The 17564-nt window shown below is 64.6% G+C and carries 16 protein-coding genes; 9 read left to right on the forward strand and 7 right to left on the reverse strand.

What is annotated here, in order from left to right; translation table 11 throughout:
- The first annotated feature begins 14 nt into the window (after positions 1 to 14).
- Positions 15 to 479, forward strand: a complete 465-nt coding sequence (locus tag RFN28_RS01395) for a nuclear transport factor 2 family protein (RefSeq protein ID WP_320285562.1) — start codon at positions 15 to 17, stop codon at positions 477 to 479.
- 69 nt (positions 480 to 548) lie between these two features.
- Complete coding sequence (locus tag RFN28_RS01400) at positions 549 to 1118, forward strand: TetR/AcrR family transcriptional regulator (protein ID WP_320285563.1); 570 nt, start codon at positions 549 to 551, stop codon at positions 1116 to 1118.
- Here RFN28_RS01400 and RFN28_RS01405 read toward each other — a convergent pair.
- From RFN28_RS01405 to RFN28_RS01415, 3 genes are all read right to left on the reverse strand, one after another.
- A complete protein-coding gene (locus RFN28_RS01405; protein ID WP_320285564.1) occupies positions 1115 to 1960 on the reverse strand; it encodes an aldo/keto reductase in 846 nt (281 codons plus the stop codon). The genes RFN28_RS01400 and RFN28_RS01405 overlap by 4 nt on opposite strands.
- A gap of 94 nt (positions 1961 to 2054) precedes the next feature.
- Positions 2055 to 2444: a CopM family metallochaperone gene (gene copM, locus RFN28_RS01410; RefSeq protein WP_320285565.1), complete on the reverse strand. Its 390-nt coding sequence runs from the start codon at positions 2442 to 2444 to the stop codon at positions 2055 to 2057.
- 43 nt (positions 2445 to 2487) lie between these two features.
- Positions 2488 to 4998, reverse strand: a complete 2511-nt coding sequence (locus RFN28_RS01415) for a heavy metal translocating P-type ATPase (protein WP_320285566.1) — start codon at positions 4996 to 4998, stop codon at positions 2488 to 2490.
- Between the two features lie 188 nt (positions 4999 to 5186).
- Between RFN28_RS01415 and RFN28_RS01420 the strand changes: the two genes are divergently transcribed.
- Together RFN28_RS01420 and murJ are read left to right on the forward strand one after the other, a co-directional pair.
- Positions 5187 to 7988 carry a [protein-PII] uridylyltransferase gene (locus RFN28_RS01420; protein ID WP_320285567.1) on the forward strand — a complete coding sequence of 934 codons (2802 nt, stop codon included), beginning with the start codon at positions 5187 to 5189 and terminating at the stop codon, positions 7986 to 7988.
- Between the two features lie 39 nt (positions 7989 to 8027).
- Entirely contained in the window at positions 8028 to 9632 is a 1605-nt protein-coding gene (gene murJ, locus RFN28_RS01425) for a murein biosynthesis integral membrane protein MurJ (protein ID WP_320285568.1), read from the forward strand.
- Between the two features lie 42 nt (positions 9633 to 9674).
- Here murJ and RFN28_RS01430 read toward each other — a convergent pair whose 3' ends face one another.
- Positions 9675 to 9908 (reverse strand): type II toxin-antitoxin system VapB family antitoxin, encoded by a 234-nt coding sequence (locus tag RFN28_RS01430; RefSeq protein ID WP_320285569.1) that lies wholly within the window; start codon positions 9906 to 9908, stop codon positions 9675 to 9677.
- Between the two features lie 45 nt (positions 9909 to 9953).
- Positions 9954 to 10580 (reverse strand): LysE family translocator, encoded by a 627-nt coding sequence (locus RFN28_RS01435; RefSeq protein ID WP_320285570.1) that lies wholly within the window; start codon positions 10578 to 10580, stop codon positions 9954 to 9956.
- Positions 10581 to 10753: 173 nt separating this feature from the next.
- Between RFN28_RS01435 and trpS the strand changes: the two genes are divergently transcribed.
- The 4 genes from trpS to RFN28_RS01455 all read left to right on the forward strand — a co-directional run bounded on the left by trpS (position 10754) and on the right by RFN28_RS01455 (position 15605).
- Positions 10754 to 11821: a tryptophan--tRNA ligase gene (gene trpS, locus RFN28_RS01440; RefSeq protein WP_320285571.1), complete on the forward strand. Its 1068-nt coding sequence runs from the start codon at positions 10754 to 10756 to the stop codon at positions 11819 to 11821.
- Positions 11822 to 11923: 102 nt separating this feature from the next.
- Positions 11924 to 12415, forward strand: a complete 492-nt coding sequence (locus RFN28_RS01445; RefSeq protein WP_320285572.1) for a universal stress protein — start codon at positions 11924 to 11926, stop codon at positions 12413 to 12415.
- Between the two features lie 306 nt (positions 12416 to 12721).
- Entirely contained in the window at positions 12722 to 14890 is a 2169-nt protein-coding gene (locus RFN28_RS01450; protein WP_320285573.1) for an amylo-alpha-1,6-glucosidase, read from the forward strand.
- Between the two features lie 145 nt (positions 14891 to 15035).
- Positions 15036 to 15605: a NifU family protein gene (locus tag RFN28_RS01455; protein ID WP_320285574.1), complete on the forward strand. Its 570-nt coding sequence runs from the start codon at positions 15036 to 15038 to the stop codon at positions 15603 to 15605.
- Positions 15606 to 15769: 164 nt separating this feature from the next.
- Here the strand turns inward: RFN28_RS01455 and RFN28_RS01460 are convergent, their stop codons facing one another.
- Positions 15770 to 16387, reverse strand: a complete 618-nt coding sequence (locus RFN28_RS01460; protein WP_320285575.1) for a L,D-transpeptidase — start codon at positions 16385 to 16387, stop codon at positions 15770 to 15772.
- Between the two features lie 225 nt (positions 16388 to 16612).
- On the opposite strand from RFN28_RS01460, the gene cueR reads away from it, so the two are divergent.
- The gene (gene cueR / locus RFN28_RS01465) at positions 16613 to 17026 is read left to right on the forward strand and encodes a Cu(I)-responsive transcriptional regulator (RefSeq protein WP_320285576.1); all 414 of its coding nucleotides are present in this window, start codon (positions 16613 to 16615) and stop codon (positions 17024 to 17026) included.
- A 61-nt stretch (positions 17027 to 17087) separates the two neighbouring features.
- Here cueR and RFN28_RS01470 read toward each other — a convergent pair whose 3' ends face one another.
- The gene (locus RFN28_RS01470; protein WP_320285577.1) at positions 17088 to 17513 is read right to left on the reverse strand and encodes a VOC family protein; all 426 of its coding nucleotides are present in this window, start codon (positions 17511 to 17513) and stop codon (positions 17088 to 17090) included.
- Between the last annotated feature and the right edge of the window lie 51 nt (positions 17514 to 17564).

Consider the following 17564-nt stretch of genomic DNA (forward strand, 5'->3'; position numbering starts at 1 on the left):
GACAGGAGGTCCATATGAGCCGTCCGCCATTGCCGCCCTTCACGGCGGAAACAGCAGCGCAGAAGGCACGGCTCGCGGAAGACGCCTGGAACGGCCGCGACCCGGAGCGGGTTTCGCTCGCCTACACAGAAGATAGCGTTTGGCGAAATCGGGCTGAATTCATTTCCGGACGTGATGAGATCGTTGCCTTCCTCAAGCGCAAATGGGCGCGCGAGCTGGACTACCGCCTCATCAAGGAGGTCTGGACTTGGAACGACAACCGCATCGCCGTGCGCTTCGCCTATGAATGGCGCGACGATAGCGGTCACTGGTTCCGCTCCTATGGCAACGAGAATTGGGAATTCGACGCAGACGGGCTGATGCGCCGACGCATTGCGAGCATCAACGACATGCCGATCGCCGAAAGCGAACGAAAGTACCATTGGCCGCTCGGGCGCCGGCCGGACGACCATCCTGGCCTTTCGGAACTCGGACTCTAGAGCATGATCCGGAAAAGTGTGCAGCGGTTTTCGGAAAAGATCATGCTCAAACAAAAAGATTAAGCCCGCATGCGGCGCATCGCACCCGAGCGCGACCGATTGCTTGGAATAGTGGCCGAGGTTTTCCGCGAACATGGCTACGAGGGCGCCAGCCTCTCGCTAATCAGCGAGGCGACGGGATTGGGCAAGGGAAGCCTTTACCATTTCTTTCCTGGCGGGAAGGAAGAGATGGCGAGAGCCGTCATCGACAACATCGATGGCTGGTTCGAGGAAAATGTCTTCGCACCCTTGCGCGACCACGCCGATCCACTGGCAGGCATCGAACAAATGCTCGGGGCGACCGACAGCTACTTCCACTCAGGGCGGCGGGTTTGCCTCGTCGGCGCCTTCGCGCTGGATGAATCGCGTGATCTCTTCGCCGGCCAGATCAGAGATTATTTCGGCCGCTGGGTCACACATCTTGCCGACGCGCTGGTCCGGTCTGGGCTTGGACCGGCCGGGGCAACCGAGCTTGCCGAGGAAACTGTCGCTGCCATCCAGGGCGCGCTCACGCTTGCCCGGGCGTCCGACGACACTGGTGTGTTTTCCCGCGCGTTGCGGAGGCTCCGCAGGCGGCTGGGGATCCCGGCAAGCGTTTAGATCATCTCCAACCCGCGCTTGCGCGTCGGTGGCGGGAAGGCGCGGTTGAGATCGGCGAAATCCTGGGCCGTCAGAGCGATGTCGAGGGCGGCGGCGTTCTGACGGACATGCTCCTGCCGGCTGGCCTTCGGGATGGCAATGACGCCTTTCTGGGCCATCACCCAGGCGAGGGCGACCTGCGCGGCCGTTGCACCATGGCGGGCGGCCACGGCGTCGAGCCTGGCGTTGCGCGCCAGCGCGCCCTGCTCGACCGGCGAATAGGCCATCAGCGGGATGCCCCGCTTCAGGCTCCAGGGCGCCAAGTCGAATTCCGGGCCGCGCCGCGACAGATTGTAGAGGATCTGGTTGGTCTGGACGTTGCCGCCAGAGGGCAGGCCGACCAGGTCCTCCATCTCGTCGGTATCGAAATTGCTGACGCCCCAGTGGCGGATCTTGCCGGCTGCCTTCAAGGCTTCGAAGGCTTCGACGGTCTCCTCCAGAGGCACGCTGCCCGGCCAGTGCAGCAGATAGAGATCGATGCGGTCGGTGGAAAGCCGCCTCAAACTGTTCTCGCAGGCGCGCTTCACGCCGGCGCGCGAGGCGTTGGTCGGCAGCACCTTGGAAACCAGGAAGGTCTGGTCACGGCGCCCGGCGATGGCTTCCGCCACCACTTCCTCGGCGCCGCCGCCGGCATACATCTCCGCCGTGTCGATCAGCGTGACGCCGAGGTCAAGGCCAAGCTTCAATGCCGCGACCTCGTCGGCGCGTCGCCGGCGGTCCTCGCCCATCTTCCAGGTGCCTTGGCCCAGCACCGGAACGGCTTCGCCGGACGGCAAGGTGGTGGTTCTGATTGTGGAAGGCATGACCTGCTCCGCGTGATGCCGGATCGCAGCACAGCCGTGGCCGGAAATCCAGACTGAAGTCTTCGCCCTCGTCCGGATTTCCGGCTCGGAGGTGTCACTTCACCGGATGCTTGTCGAGCCAGTCCTGCATCTCTTTGATCTCGGCTTCCTGCGCCTTGACGACGCCTTCGGCGAGCTTGCGGATTTCCGGATCCTTGCCGTTGGCGATCACCACCTTGGCCATGTCGATCGCGCCCTGATGGTGCGGGATCATGCCACGCACGAAATCGACATCGGCATTGCCGGTGTAGTCGATCATCACATCGCCGTGCATCTTATCCATCGCCGCCTTGTAGCCGGCGGTGGCCGGACTCTGCGCGCCCATCGCCATGCCAGGCATGTCGTGCTTCATCTCCTCCGTCTGCGCCGGAACGCTTTCGAGGAACACGGCAAGCAGCATTCCGGCCGCCATCAGCAGCAGCACGATCTTCTTGGCAAGGGTCATTCAGGTCTCCTTCTGATTGGATTTTCGTATCTGGGAACTTCGCTCAGAGTTTCAATGTTCTCAGCCGCAAGGCGTTGGATATGACGGAGACAGACGACAGGCTCATCGCCGCCGCCGCAATCATCGGCGAGAGCAACGTGCCGGTGAGCGGATAGAGCACGCCGGCCGCGACCGGCACGCCGAGCACGTTGTAGAGGAAGGCGAAGAACAGGTTCTGGCGGATGTTGCGGATCGTCGCTTGCGCCAGCGTGCGGGCCCTGACGATGCCGTTGAGGTCGCCCTTGACCAGCGTGATGCCGGCGCTTTCGACCGCGACATCGGCACCGGTGCCCATGGCGATGCCGACATCGGCGCCGGCCAAGGCCGGGGCGTCGTTGACGCCGTCGCCGGCCATGGCGACACCAGCGCCGTGAGCGCGCAGCTCGTCGACCAGCGCGCCCTTCTCGTCCGGCAACAGGCCGGCGCGCACCTCGTCGATGCCGAGCCTCCCGGCGATCGCTTTTGCCGTGCGCTCGTTGTCGCCGGTCGCCATGATGATCCTCAGGCCCTTGTCGTGCAGTGCTTTGATCGCTTCGGCCGTGGTCGCTTTGACCGGGTCGGCGACGGCGACGAGGCCAGCGAGCCTTCCGCCGGAGGCAACGAACATCGCCGTCTTGCCTTCGGCCTGCAGCGTCTCTGCCCTGGCGGATATAGGCGCGGTGTCGATGCCGAGGTCGGCCATCATCGCCGCATTGCCGAGCGCGACCTTTCTGCCGGACACCGTGCCGGCAACACCCTTGCCGGTGATCGCCTCGAAGTTTTCGGCATCGGCAAGCTTGACGCTACGCTCCGTAGCACCATCCACGATCGCCTCGGCCAACGGGTGTTCCGAGCCTTTTTCAAGGGTGGCGGCAAGCGCCAGCAATTCATTCTCATCGATGCCCTCGGCCGCGACGACGTCCGTCAGGCGCGGCCTGCCCTCAGTCAAGGTGCCGGTCTTGTCCACGATCAGCGTGTCGACCGAGGCGAAGCGCTCGAGCGCCGCAGCCTCCTTGATCAGCACGCCGGCATGCGCGCCGCGCCCGGTGGCGGTCATGATCGACATCGGCGTGGCAAGCCCCAGCGCGCAGGGGCAGGCGATGATCAGCACCGACACCGCCGAGACGATGGCGAAGATCAGGCTGGGCTCAGGCCCGTAGATCGCCCAGGCGATGAAGGCAATGACGGCCACCAGCACCACGGCCGGCACGAAATAGAAGGACACGCGGTCGGCCAGTCCCTGGATCGGGGCGCGCGACCGCTGCGCCTTGGCGACCATCTCGACGATGCGCGACAGCGTGGTCTCGGCGCCGACCTTTTCGGCGCGCATGATCAGCGAGCCGTTCTTGTTCAGCGTGCCGCCGGTAAGAGGATCGCCTTCCGTCTTCTCGACCGGAAGCGACTCGCCGGTGATCATGGATTCGTCGATCGACGAGCGGCCCTCCAGCACGACCCCGTCGACCGGGACGGCGTCGCCGGGGCGGATGCGGAGCTTGTCGCCGGTCTTGACGCTGTCGAGCGGCACGTCCTTTTCGGAGCCGTCGGCGCCGATCAGGCGCGCCGTCTTCGGAGCGAGGTCGAGCAGCGCGCGGATGGCAGATCCCGTGCGCTCGCGGGCGCGCAGTTCCAGCACCTGGCCGAGGAACACCAGCGCCACGATGACGGCGGCGGCCTCGAAATAGACCGGCACGGTGCCGTCGTGGCCGCGGAACTGGTGCGGGAAGATGTCCGGGAACAGGGCGGCGACCAGGCTGTAGAGATAGGCGGCGCCGACGCCGAGCGAGATCAGCGTCCACATATTGGGGCTGCGATTGAGAATGGACTGCCACCCGCGATGGAAGAAAGGCAAGGCGGCCCACAGCACCACCGGGCTCGCAAGCGCCAGCTCTGCCCATGTCTTCGTCCGGCCGTCGACGAGGCTGTCGATGCTGAACCCGAGCATGGGCGCCATGGCCATGACGAGCAGCGGTAGAGACAGCGCTGCGCTTACCCAGAATCGCCTTGTGAAATCGACGAGTTCCGGGTTCGGCCCCTCATCGCCGGTCGGCACGCCCATCGGCTCCAGCGCCATGCCGCAGATCGGGCAGGCGCCGGGCTTGTCGCGGATGATCTCAGGATGCATCGGGCAAGTGTATTGCGTGCCCTTCGGCATCGGCTGCGGCTCCGGCCGGCCGGCAAGGTATTTTGCCGGCTCCGCCTCGAACTTGCCCTTGCAACCGCTCGAGCAGAAATAAAAGCCCTGGCCCTCGTGGCGGACGAAATGCTTCGCGCTCGCGCGGTCGACATTCATGCCGCAGACGGGATCGGTCGCCGTCAGCCAGGTTTCCGGCTCGGCTGCGAATTTGGTGCGGCAGCGCTCGCTGCAGAAATGAAATGTCCGGCCGCCGTGCTCAGCCGTCGGCTTGCCGGCGGCCGGATCGACCGTCATGCCGCAAACCGGATCGCGAATCACGGCTTGCGCGGCCGACGCGGCACTCTCTGCCGAACAGCAGGCTGCACCATGCGCATGATGGTGATTATGGTCGAAATGGGTCATGAGCAAATGCCTCGGATTGTCTGAATTGGGGCGGAGGTAGTCCTTCCAGTAACTGGAAGGTCAAGGGCCAGTTTCGATTTTTGGAGATTTTGGCCGTCCGGCCTTGCGTTGCATCAATCGCAGCCATTGAAGACGTGTTCGCCCGCCCCATACACAGCGCAAAGAAAACGCGCTATAGACGCCGCCGAATGGCAAAGATCTCCCTGAAACTCGACGAAATCATCGACGGCGACGCCTTGCGCCGCGAGCTGACCGCGCTGACGGCGGCGAGCGCCGGCGACGGCTCAAGCGAGACGACGCGCACCGCCGTTCTGCAGCTGCTCAAGGGCAGGCTTGGCGAAGGGCGAAAGATCGCAGAAGCGATGCTCAAGGAGGACGGTGGCGGCCACGCCTGCGCCGAGCGGCTGTCGCATCTGATGGATGAGCTGATCCGGGCGCTTTACGATTTCGCGGCGACCCATGTCTACCGGGTCAAGAACCGCTCGGCGGCCGAGCGCATGGCGGTCGTCGCGGTCGGCGGCTATGGCCGCGGCACCTTGGCGCCGGGCTCCGACATCGACCTCTTGTTCCTGCTGCCCTACAAGCAAACGCCCTGGGGCGAGCAGATCGTGGAATACATGCTCTACATGCTGTGGGACATGGGGCTGAAGGTCGGCCACGCCACCCGCAACATCGAGGAGTGCGTGAGGCTGTCGCGCACCGACATCACCATCCGCACCTCGATCCTGGAAGCGCGCTTCCTGTGGGGCGAACGCAAGCTCTATGACGAGTTGCTCACCCGCTTCGACCACGAAGTGGTGCGCACGACCGGGCCGGAATATGTCCAGGCCAAGCTCGCCGAGCGCGACGAGCGGCATGCCAAGGCGGGCGAAAGCCGCTATCTGGTCGAGCCCAACGTCAAGGACGGCAAGGGCGGGTTGCGCGACCTGCAGACATTGTTCTGGATCGGCAAATATTTCTATCGCGTCCGCACCGGCGAGGAGCTGGTCGAGAAAGGCGTCTTCACCGAGGCCGAATATCGCGAGTTCCAGAAGGCCGAGGATTTCCTGTGGGCGGTGCGCTGCAACATGCACTTCCTCACCGGCAAGGCGGAAGAGCGGCTGCATTTCGACATCCAGCGCGAGATTGCCGAGCGTCTGGGCTACACCACGCATCCCGGCCTATCGGCGGTCGAGCGCTTCATGAAGCACTATTTCCTCGTCGCCAAGGATGTCGGGGATCTCACCCGCATCTTCTGTGCCGCGCTCGAGGAGGAGCAGGCCAAGCATGTGCCCGGCTTCAACCGCATCTTCCTCACCTTCTCGCGGCGCAAGCGCAAGCTTGCCGGCACGTCCGACTTCATCGTCGACAACCATCGCATCAACGTCGCCGACGACACGGTGTTCGAGCGCGATCCGGTCAATCTCTTGCGGCTGTTCTGGTTCGCCGACAAGCATGGGCTGGAGTTCCACCCCGACGCGCTGAAGCTGCTCACCCGCTCGCTCGGCCTGGTCAACAAGTCGCTGAGGCGCGACGAAGAGGCCAACCGGCTGTTCCTCGACATCCTGACCTCGGACCGCAATGCCGAGCTCAATCTCAGGCGCATGAACGAGGCGGGGCTGCTCGGCAAGCTGATCCCCGACTTCGGCAAGATCGTCGCCATGATGCAGTTCTCGATGTACCACCATTATACGGTGGACGAGCATCTCATCCGCTGCATCGGCGTGCTGGCAGAGATCGAGCGCGGCGACGGCGCCAAGGTGCATCCGCTGGCGCATTCGCTGATGCCGGGGCTGAAGAAGAGCCGGGAGGCGCTCTATGTCGCGGTGCTGCTGCACGATATCGCCAAGGGCCGGCCGGAGGACCATTCGGAGGCCGGCGCCAGGATCGCAAGGCGCATCTGCCCGCATATGGGGCTGTCGGCTGCCGACACCGAGACGGTCGCCTGGCTGGTCGAGAACCATCTCGTCATGTCGATGACGGCGCAGATGCGCGACCTCAACGACCGCAAGGCGATCGAGGATTTTGCTTCCATCGTGCAATCGGTGGAACGGCTGAAGCTGCTTCTGGTCCTCACCGTCTGCGACATCAGAGGTGTCGGGCCGGGCGTATGGAACGGCTGGAAGGGACAGCTGCTGCGCACGCTCTATTTCGAGACCGAGCTGCTCTTGACCGGCGGCTTCTCGGAAGTGTCGCGCTCCGAGCGCACCGCGGCGGCCCGCGAGCGGCTGGCCGAGGCGCTGGCCGCCTGGCCGGCGAAGGAGCGCAAGCGCTATGTCGCCCAGCACTACGAGAATTACCTGCTGACCGTCGATCTGCCCGACCAGTTGCGCCACGCCGAATTCATCCGCGAGGCGGACGCAGCCGGCAAGAAGCTCGCCACCATGGTGAAGACGCACGAATTCGAGGCGGTGACCGAAATCACCGTGCTGGCGCAGGACCATCCGCGCCTGCTATCGGTGATTGCCGGCGCCTGCGCGGCGGCCGGCAGCAACATCGTCGACGCGCAGATCTTCACCACGTCGGACGGACGCGCGCTGGACACCATCCTGATCTCCAGGGAGTTCGACCGTGACGAGGACGAGCGCCGCCGCGCCGAGCGCGTCGGCAAGCTGATCGAGGACGTGCTGTCCGGCAAGAGCTGGCTGCCCGAGATGATCGAGAAGCGCGCCAAGCCGAAGCGCGGCGCCAAGGCCTTCCGCATCCCGCCGCGCGCCGAGATCCGCAACACGCTCTCGAACCGCTTCTCGGTGATCGAGATCGAGGGGCTGGACCGGCCGGGCCTGCTTTCCGAGATCACCGGCGCGCTGTCGGATCTTTCGCTCGACATCGCCTCGGCGCACATCACCACTTTCGGCGAGAAGGTCATCGACACTTTCTATGTCACCGACCTCACCGGCCAAAAGATCGACAGCCCGACGCGTACGGCCGCTATCCACAAGCGGCTGATCGACACGCTGGATGGCAATGCGCCTGAACGCAGCGGCAAGGCCAAGGCGGCGGCCGAGTGACATCCAATTGACGCAATTCCGCTGGCAGTCATTCACCGCATGAGCCTTGTCAAGAAATTCGCCACTGTCGCTTCCGGCACGCTGATGAGCCGCGCGCTGGGTTTCGGCCGCGAGATGCTGATGGCGGCGGCGCTCGGCACCGGACCGGTCGCCGACGCCTTCAACGCCGCCTTCCAGTTCCCCAACACCTTCCGCCGGCTGTTCGCCGAGGGCGCCTTCAACGCCGCTTTCGTGCCGCTCTTTGCTAAGGAGATCGAAACGCACGGCACCGACGGCGCCAAGCGCTTTTCGGAGGAAGTGTTCGGCGTGCTGTTCTCGGCGCTGCTGGCGCTCACCATCGCCATGGAACTGGCGATGCCGCTGATCGTCCGCTACCTGGTGGCGCCGGGCTTCGCCGATATTCCGGGCAAGTTCGAGACGACTGTCACGCTTGCGACGATCATGTTCCCGTATCTGATCTGCATGTCGCTCGGCGCGATGATGGCGGGCATGCTGAACTCGTTGCGCCGCTATTTCGCGGCGGCGATCGCGCCCGCTTTCCTCAACATCATCCTGATCGGCGTGCTCGGCTATGCCTGGTATCACGGGGCGGACGCGCATGATGTCGGCTTCGGGCTCTCCTGGGGCGTGCTGGCGGCGGGCATCGTGCAGCTTGCCATCGTCTGGGTGGCGGTGCGCCATGCCGGCATTTCCATCGGCTTCCGGCGCCCGAAGATGACGCCGAACGTCAAGCGGCTGCTGATCCTGGCGCTGCCGGCGGCGATCACCGGCGGCATCACCCAGATCAACCAGCTGATCGGCACGGCGATCGCCTCGGGGCAGAACAGCGCCGTGTCGTCGCTCGCCTATGCCGACCGCATCTACCAACTGCCGCTCGGCGTCGTCGGTGTGGCCGTGGCGATCGTGCTTTTGCCCGAGCTGTCGCGGGCGCTGAAATCGGGCAACCTGATCGAGGCCGCCAACCTGCAGAACCGCTCCGTCGAGTTCACTTTGTTCATGACCCTGCCGGCGGCGGCGGCGCTCTGGGTGATGTCGGAACCGATCGTGCGGCTGGTTTATGAGCGCGGCGCCTTTGCCGCCAACCACTCGACGCCGGTCGTCGCCTCGATCCTGGCGATCTTCGGTCTCGGCCTGCCGGCCTTCGTGCTGATCAAGGCCTTCACGCCTGGCTATTTCGCACGCGAGGACACGCGCACGCCGATGGTCTTCGCCGCCATCTCGGTCGGCGTGAACGTCGCCACCGCTCTGACGCTTTTTCCCTCGATGGGCGCGCCGGGCATCGCGGTCGCTTCCGCCGTCGCCGGCTGGGTCAATGCGGCGATGCTGCTCGGCATGCTGATCCGGCGCGGCCACTGGGGCCGCGACATACCGCTCCTGAAGCGCATTCCCCGACTGGTGCTTTCGGCGGTGGTGATGGCGGTCGCGCTTTATTTCGCCGAGCATTACTTCGCCACGAAGCTCGGACCCGGCTCGCCGCTGGTGGTGAAGGCGACGACGCTGTTCGCGCTCGTCGGCGGGGGTGCGGCGCTCTACTTCATCACCGCCTTCGGCACCGGCGGCGCCGATTTCGGCATGATCCGGCGGAACGTCAAGCGCGGTTCAAAGGTGACACCGCCTGTCACGGAACAGTCTCCAGAGCCCTGATCCGACAACGATCGGCGTTGTCGACAGGCATCAGATTTCACCTTAGAGCTGGTCATAGACTGAGCGCGGCAGCACGTTGCGCGCTTGCTCACTCAACTCGATTCCAAATTCGGCCCTGAGCCGCGCAGCAGTTTCTAATGGCGTCTCGCCAACGCGCCGACGCTCGAGGGCCTCGCGCATCGCGATCGTCACTGCCTCGGTCAAGCCGACACCCTCGACCGCTGCGAAAGCCCGTATCAGCCTGTCCGCTTCCTTGCTTTTGATGCTGAAGGCCATGGCCTCTGTCTCCACGCCATTTTCGTCGCCTTGCTCCACTTGTCTTCACCCGCGCTCCAGGGCCAGCCTTGCGCCGAACAAGGCGAGCAGGCCGCCGGCTATGCGGTCGATGGCACGGCGCAGCCGGCGATAGCCGTTGGAAACCGCTTCGGCCGCGAACAGCCAGACCACGCAGGCATACCAGCCGACCGAGATCGCCACCATGAGCGCGACCGACGCGACGCCCAGCCCGAGCGACGGCTGCGCCGGCAGGGCGACGGCGAAGATGCTGGCCACCGAAAGCGCCGAACGCGGATTGGCAAGGCTCGTCGCAAAGCCGATCCAGAAGGCGCGGCTGGTCGAGAATTCCTTGGCGTCGACGGATAGTGCGGAATCCGCTGCACTGCGCTTCTCGGCAAGGACGATCAGCCTTACACCCGAATAGATGAGATAGCCGGCGCCCGCCAGCTTCAATGTCGCGTAGGCCCACGGCGCTGCCAGGAAAAGCGTCTTGATGCCGGCAAGCCCGCTGACACCCCAGATGACGGTGGCGATGCCGATGCCGCAGACGGCGGCAAAGCCGGCGCCGCGCGAGCGCACCACGGCGATGCGCGCCGTCATCAGGAAGTTCGGCCCTGGCGAGACCGCCGCGACCAGCCAGACAGACGCCACGGCAAGCAGATGTGAAAGCATGATGAGGACCCCGAACAATACGACAATGCTAGGCCGTTTCAATTCCGGCTGGCTAGAGCCAATCCAAGTCATGGATCGCCCCTCTTGATCCCACATTCGGCTTCGTCCATAAGCGCGCCGTCGCAAGACTTTCGCCGCGCGCGAAACGGCCCTCCACAAGCCATGGGGAAATCATGTCCGCCTTCAAGCCACTCGTCTTTTCGGGCGTCCAGCCGACCGGCAATTTGCATCTCGGCAACTATCTCGGCGCCATCAAGAAATTCGTCGCCCTCCAGGAACAGTCCGACTGCATCTATTGCGTCGTCGACCTGCATTCGCTGACGGCGCAGCTCGTGCACCAGGATCTCGGCGATCAAACCCGCTCGATCACGGCGGCGTTCCTCGCCTCCGGCATCGACCCGAAGAAGCACATCGTCTTCAACCAGTCGCGGGTCATCCAGCACGCCGAGCTTGCCTGGATCTTCAACTGCGTGGCGCGCATCGGCTGGATGTACCGCATGACGCAGTTCAAGGACAAAGCCGGCAAGGACCGCGAGAACGCTTCGCTGGGCCTGCTCGCCTATCCGAGCCTGATGGCCGCCGACATCCTGCTCTACCGCGCCACCCATGTGCCGGTGGGCGAGGACCAGAAGCAGCACCTGGAGCTCACCCGCGACATCGCGCAGAAGTTCAACAACGACTTCTCCGTGCGCATCGCGGCGCTCGGCGTCGGCGTCGAGATGCAGGTCGGCGAGGAGACCGTGAACGGCTACTTCCCGATCACCGAACCGGTGATCGGGGGTCCGGCAGCGCGCATCATGAGCCTGCGCGACGGTTCGAAGAAGATGTCGAAGTCCGACCCGTCGGACCTGTCGCGCATCAACCTGACGGACGACGCCGACACCATCTCGAAGAAGATTCGCAAGGCCAAGACCGATCCCGAAGCCTTGCCGAGCGAGGTCGACGGGCTGGCAAGCCGGCCGGAAGCGGAAAACCTGGTCGGCATCTATGCCGGCCTCGCCGAAATCTCCAAGGCCGACGTGCTGAAGGAATATGGCGGCCAGCAGTTCTCCGTGTTCAAGCCGGCGCTCGCCGACCTTGCCGTGGAAAAGCTCGCGCCGATCGCCTCGGAGATGCGCCGCATCGAAGGCGACCGCGCCTATGTCGACGCCGTGCTCAAGGATGGCGGCGAGCGCGCCCGCGCGCTCGCCGAGACGACGATGAAGACGGTGCGCGACATCATCGGCTTGCTGCAGGACTGATCGATCCTACTTGCTTGACTTCCATCGCCATGCCGGCCAGCGGCTTGCCGCCGGTCCGTGCCGGTGGCAGATTGCGGCCGAATTGATACCGAGCAGATAAACATGGTCTCCAAACGCCTCAGCCGCGAAGCCGGCCATCGCCGCAAATTCCTGGCGATCATCGACGACACGCCGGAATGCGAGCGCGCCGTCGCCTATGCCTCGACGCGGGCGCAGAGCACCAGCGGCGTGCTGGTGCTGCTCTATGTCATCGAGCCGGACGATTTCCAGCACTGGCTGGGGGTCGAGAAGATCATGCGTGAGGAAGCAAACACGACCGCGCGCGGGGCTCTCGATTCCTACGCCAACAAGGTGCGTCAGAAGGTCGGCATCGAGCCCGAGCTGGTGGTGCGCGAGGGCAAGCCGACCGAAGAGATCCACAAGCTGATCGAGGAAGACCAGGACATCGCCATCCTGGTGCTGGCGGCCGGCGCCGGCAAGGAAGGCCCTGGACCGCTGGTGAGCGCCGTGGCCGGCCGGGGTGCTGCCTTCCCCATTCCGGTCACGGTGGTGCCGCAGAACCTCTCCGACGAGGAAATCGAGAGCCTCGCCTGATTTGCGAAGGGCCGTCCTGCCCGATTTCAGACCTGCGGTCCGCAAATACATCGATGTTATCAACCAGCCCATAGCCGACACCGCCCCTTGGCCTGTGTCGGCAGCGCGCCATTTGGAATCGTCACGGCAGCGACACTTCCAATCGGAGCGCCGATGGACGAATCAAGCCGGAAGACGAGCCGGAGCGGTACATCGAAACCGCAGGAGACTGCCGCCAAATCGGCGGCTCGGTCCCGCTTGCGGCCTGCGCGGCCCCGGCAAGAGGCTCGGCAGACGCCGCACGCGCAGCCGGGGCGCAGACATCGTGTGCTTGCCAAGCGCCATCCGGCCATGGTCGACAGCATCGCCGGCGCGGTAACCGTCAAGAGCCTCGATCTCTACTACGTCGTCGCTTCCGACGCGCAGATCCCCCTGAAAGGCGAGCACGGCTTCGGGCTTTATTTTCACGACTGCCGCTTCCTCGGCGGCTATCGGATGGCGCTGGCCGGTCTGGCGCCGATCGTGCTCGCCTCGACTGCGCAAAAGGGCTACGCGGCGCTTTTTGAGCTGACCAATCCCGACCTTCAAACGGATCAGGGACAATCGATCCCCAAGGACGAGCTCGGCATCCGCTGGGAACGCATCCTCGATGCGGGGCAGACATGTGTGCGGGAGGTCATGACGATCCAGAATTTCGGACACGAGGCGCATAGTTTCCCGCTGACCTTGCACTTCCGCGCCCGTTTCGAGGACATCTTCAACGTGCGCGGGCTGGTGCAGCAGGACCTCGGCAGGCCCGAGCGGGCCGCCTGGCGCGAGGGCAGGCTGCATTTCGTCCATCACGGCGCCGACCGGCTGCGCAGGACGGCGACGATCGCCTTCTCGCCTCTGCCCGATGCCACGCATGAAACCACTGCCGAGTTCCGCATCCACGTGCCCCCAGGCGATACGCAGACCATCGCGATCACCATAGAACTGAACGAATGTTCCGAGGAGGCCGAGGCCAATCACCTGAACCAGCAGCCGACGGTCGCGCTCGACGGCCTGGCGGGAAACCTGCAGGCCGGCTCCGAAGAATGGCTGGAGCGGCACACGAAGCTCGACAGCGACAGCCTGCTGCTCAACGGCATCATGGACCGCTCGCTGCGCGATCTGGCCATGCTCAGGTCGGATCTGGGCAGCAGGGAGTATTTTGCGGCCGGCGTGCCGTGGTTCGTCGCGCTTTTCGGGCGCGACAGCCTGATCGTGGCGCTCGAAATGCTCGCCTTCCTGCCGGAGATCGCCGCCCAGACGCTGCGCCTTCTCGCCGGCTATCAGGGGCGCCGGGCGGACCGATGGCGGGAGGAGCAGCCCGGCAAGATCCTGCACGAGCTGCGCGTCGGCGAGCTCGCCGGAGCAGGCAATGTCCCGCATGCCAGGTTCTACGGCACGGTGGACGCGACCCCGCTTTTCCTGATGCTGCTTAGCCGCCATGCGGCCTGGACCGGCGACCTTGGCCTCTTTCGCGAACTGCAGGAGCCTGTGGAAAGAGCCTTGGGCTGGATCGCCAAGGCCGGAGACGACCATGGCGACGGCTATCTCAAATATCGGAGCCCATCGGAAAAGGGCCTCGTCAATCAGGGATGGAAGGATTCGGCCGACGCTATCGTCAGGGCCGACGGCAGCATCGCCAGGCCGCCGATCGCGCTTGTCGAGGCACAGGGCTATGTCTTTGCCGCCAAACATGCCATCGCCGACCTTTACGAACGCATCGGCGAGCGCAATCGCGCCAGGGAGCTTCGCGGCGAGGCCGAAAAGCTTCGGACACGGTTCAACCGCGACTTCTGGTGCGAGGACCTGGACACGTTTGCGCTGGCGCTCGAAGCGCGCGGCCGTCCGGTCGCGGTCGTTTCCTCGAATCCGGGGCATGCGCTGTGGACCGGCATCGCGGATCGGGGCAAGGGCCGCCGAACCGTGCGGCGGCTGATGCAGGATGACATGTTCAACGGCTGGGGCGTGCGCACGCTCTCGACCGCGGAACGTCGCTACAACCCCGTAGGCTACCATCTCGGAACCGTCTGGCCGCACGACAATGCGCTGCTGGCAGCCGGCTGCCGGCGGTATGGCGAGGACGACGCGGCGCTGAGGATCTTCACGGCAATAGCCGAGGCGGCCATGCACTTCCGCCACAGCCGGCTACCTGAGGCGATGGCGGGTTTTCCACGCAAGGATTTTCAGGTGCCGGTGCACTATCCCGTGGCGTGCCACCCGCAAGCCTGGGCGGCGGGCGCGGTGCCGTTCCTGGTGACCACTTGCCTCGGCCTGGAACCCGATGCTTTCGCAAACATGCTGCGGATCGTGCAGCCGCGGCTGCCCGATTTCGTCAACCGCGTCGCGCTGCGTGGGCTGCGGGTCGGGGAGGCAAGTGCCGATCTCGAATTCCGGCGGACGGACGGCGGAGCCGAGGTGAACATCCGGAAAACGAGTGGACAACTCACCGTGGAAGTCCGAGGGTAGGATTGCCATGGTCGAGGCACTTCGCCACGGCAAAACATTCCGCCAGCCAGCCGTTCGGGCGACGCGTTTCGCTTGAATGTCCAGCCGATAGAGCCTATTTAGAACTATTCCAAACTATCGGCCCGTGAAGGGCCTGGAGACACCCATGTTCATCCAGACCGAATCGACGCCGAACCCGGCGACGCTGAAGTTCCTTCCCGGCAAGGAAGTGCTGCGCGAAGGCACCGCCGATTTCCGCGACGCCGACACGGCAGCCCAGGCCTCGCCGCTGGCCGGCCGACTGTTCGAGATTCCCGGCGTCACCGGCGTCTTCTTCGGCTACGACTTCGTCACCGTCACCAAGGACGGTCCTGACTGGCAGCACCTGAAGCCGGCGATCCTCGGCGCCATCATGGAGCACTTCATGTCCGGCGCGCCCGTCATGGCCTCGGCTGCTCCGGCCAACGACGCCGGCCAGGCCGGCGAGTTCTACGACAAGGCCGACGAGGAGCTGGTGCTGACGATCAAGGAACTGCTCGACACCAGGGTGCGCCCGGCGGTGGCGCAGGATGGCGGCGACATCACCTTTCGTGGCTTCGAGAACGGCATCGTGTACCTGCACATGAGGGGCGCCTGCGCCGGCTGCCCGTCGTCGACGGCGACGCTGAAGCACGGCATCCAGAACCTGCTTCGCCACTTCGTTCCGGAAGTTCAGCAGGTCGAGCAGGTCGCCTGATAATTCTACTCCGCCGGCCGCTTGGCGCGGCGGAGCGAATTCTCCAACGCTATCAACACCCAAAAACAAAAAACCGGGCCCCAACAGCCCGGTTTTCTGTTCTTGGACGTCTGTTGTTGCCTAGACGGTCCGCTTGCGAAGGCTTCTGCCCCCGGCCAACGTGATCACATCACGATGACCTTGGCGCCGACCGAGGTGCGGTCGTAGAGATCGATAATGTCCTGGTTCATCAGACGGATGCAGCCCGACGACATCGCCTTGCCGATCGAGAACCATTCCGGGCTGCCATGCAGGCGGTAGCCCATGTCGCCACCCTTGTTGAAGAGATACATGGCGCGCGCGCCGAGCGGGTTCTTCAGGCCGGGCTCCATGCCGCTGGCGAATTTGGCGAGTTCGGGCTGGCGCTTGATCATCGGCGCTGGCGGCGTCCAGGTCGGCCATTCGCGCTTCAGCGCGATATGGGCGGTGCCGTGCCATTCGAAGCCCTCGCGGCCGACGCCGATGCCATAGCGCATCGCCATGCCGTCACCTTCGATGAAGTAGAGGAACTTGTTCTGGGTATCGACGATGATGGTGCCCGGCTTCTCCGAACTGTCGTACCGCACTTCCTGCCGGTGGTAGCGGGCCGGAACCTTCTCGATCGGGACGCGCGGCAGCTGATAGCCGGCATCGGTCATCGCGCCATAGTTGTTGGTGAACAATTGCCCGCCGATGGTGCTGCAGCCGCTGATCGCGGTCGACAGCGCAAGGGCGGCGACGATTGCAAACGACTTCAAGCGCATGAATAGGTCCGACGCCCCGCCAAAGTATCAGCGGCACGAGTCGGCCGCTTTCTTGCCGTCATTCATGCTGGCATTTCTTTTGCTTGCCAAGCGTGCACTGCCTATATGCAAGGCCTTCCCTGCCGGTAAGTGCCGAACTGCGGCATTTCGGCAACAGGGCTCACGGGATTATGAAGCAAAATCAATGGGGCGGCCGAAAGGGCTGCCGAGACCAAGGAGAGCGCCATGAATGTCGGTGATGCTGCCGAGCGTTCCGGCCTGCCGGCCAAGACCATCCGCTACTATGAGGAGATCGGCCTGATCCGGCCGGCCCGGGCCGATAACGGCTACCGCGATTACTCGCGTGACGACGTGCACCGGCTGGCCTTCCTGCGCCGCGCGCGCAACCTCGGCTTCTCAATCGACGATTGCAGGCAGCTGATGGCGCTCTATCAGGACCGCGACCGCGCCAGCCACGACGTGCGCGAAATCGCTGCAGCCCATGTCAGGGCGATCGAGGAGAAGGTGCGCGAGCTCGAGTCGATGCGCGCGACGCTGCAAAAACTGATCCACGCCTGCCATGGTGACGACCGGCCGGAGTGTCCGATTCTGGATGACATGGCGGGGGTGATGGAGGACGATGGGGCGGTGCACGCGTAGACCAGCGACAAGCGCCTCAAGCAAACTGGTGACAGAGCGGGAGAGCGGCGCTGTTCGCCTGCTACGTGTTTGGGTTATGGATGATTTCCCACAGATGTCCGTCCGGGTCACGAAAGTAGCCGGAATAGATGCCCCAGGGTCTGTCGTGCAGTTCAGTGACGGGTGCTCCAGCCGCTTCGGCTTTGGCCAGTAGCGCGTCCACTTCCTGCCGGGTCTCGACGATATGGCCGAGGCTGAACTCCCCGCTACGCGCTGGCCCGGGTGCGATGCCTGCGTCTTTGGCGAGTTCACTGCGCGGGTAAAGGGCGAGGATTTGACCGTCGTCGAGGTGGAACATGACGATTGCGCCAGCGGGATGCGTATCGTCGCCGGGGAACTCCGTTGCGGTCACACCGGCAGACTGAAGCCCGAGTGCCCGGTAGAAGGCGAGTGCCCGCTCGAGGTCGGCTACCGCCAAGGTGATTACATGGATGCGTGCTTTTTTCATCAGGCGTCCCGGAACCGGTCCACGGCAGCAACGGACGCGAAAGGCAGATGG

Origin of the sequence: Mesorhizobium album (genome assembly GCF_033977205.1) — a bacterium.
Taxonomy (GTDB): domain Bacteria; phylum Pseudomonadota; class Alphaproteobacteria; order Rhizobiales; family Rhizobiaceae; genus Mesorhizobium; species Mesorhizobium album.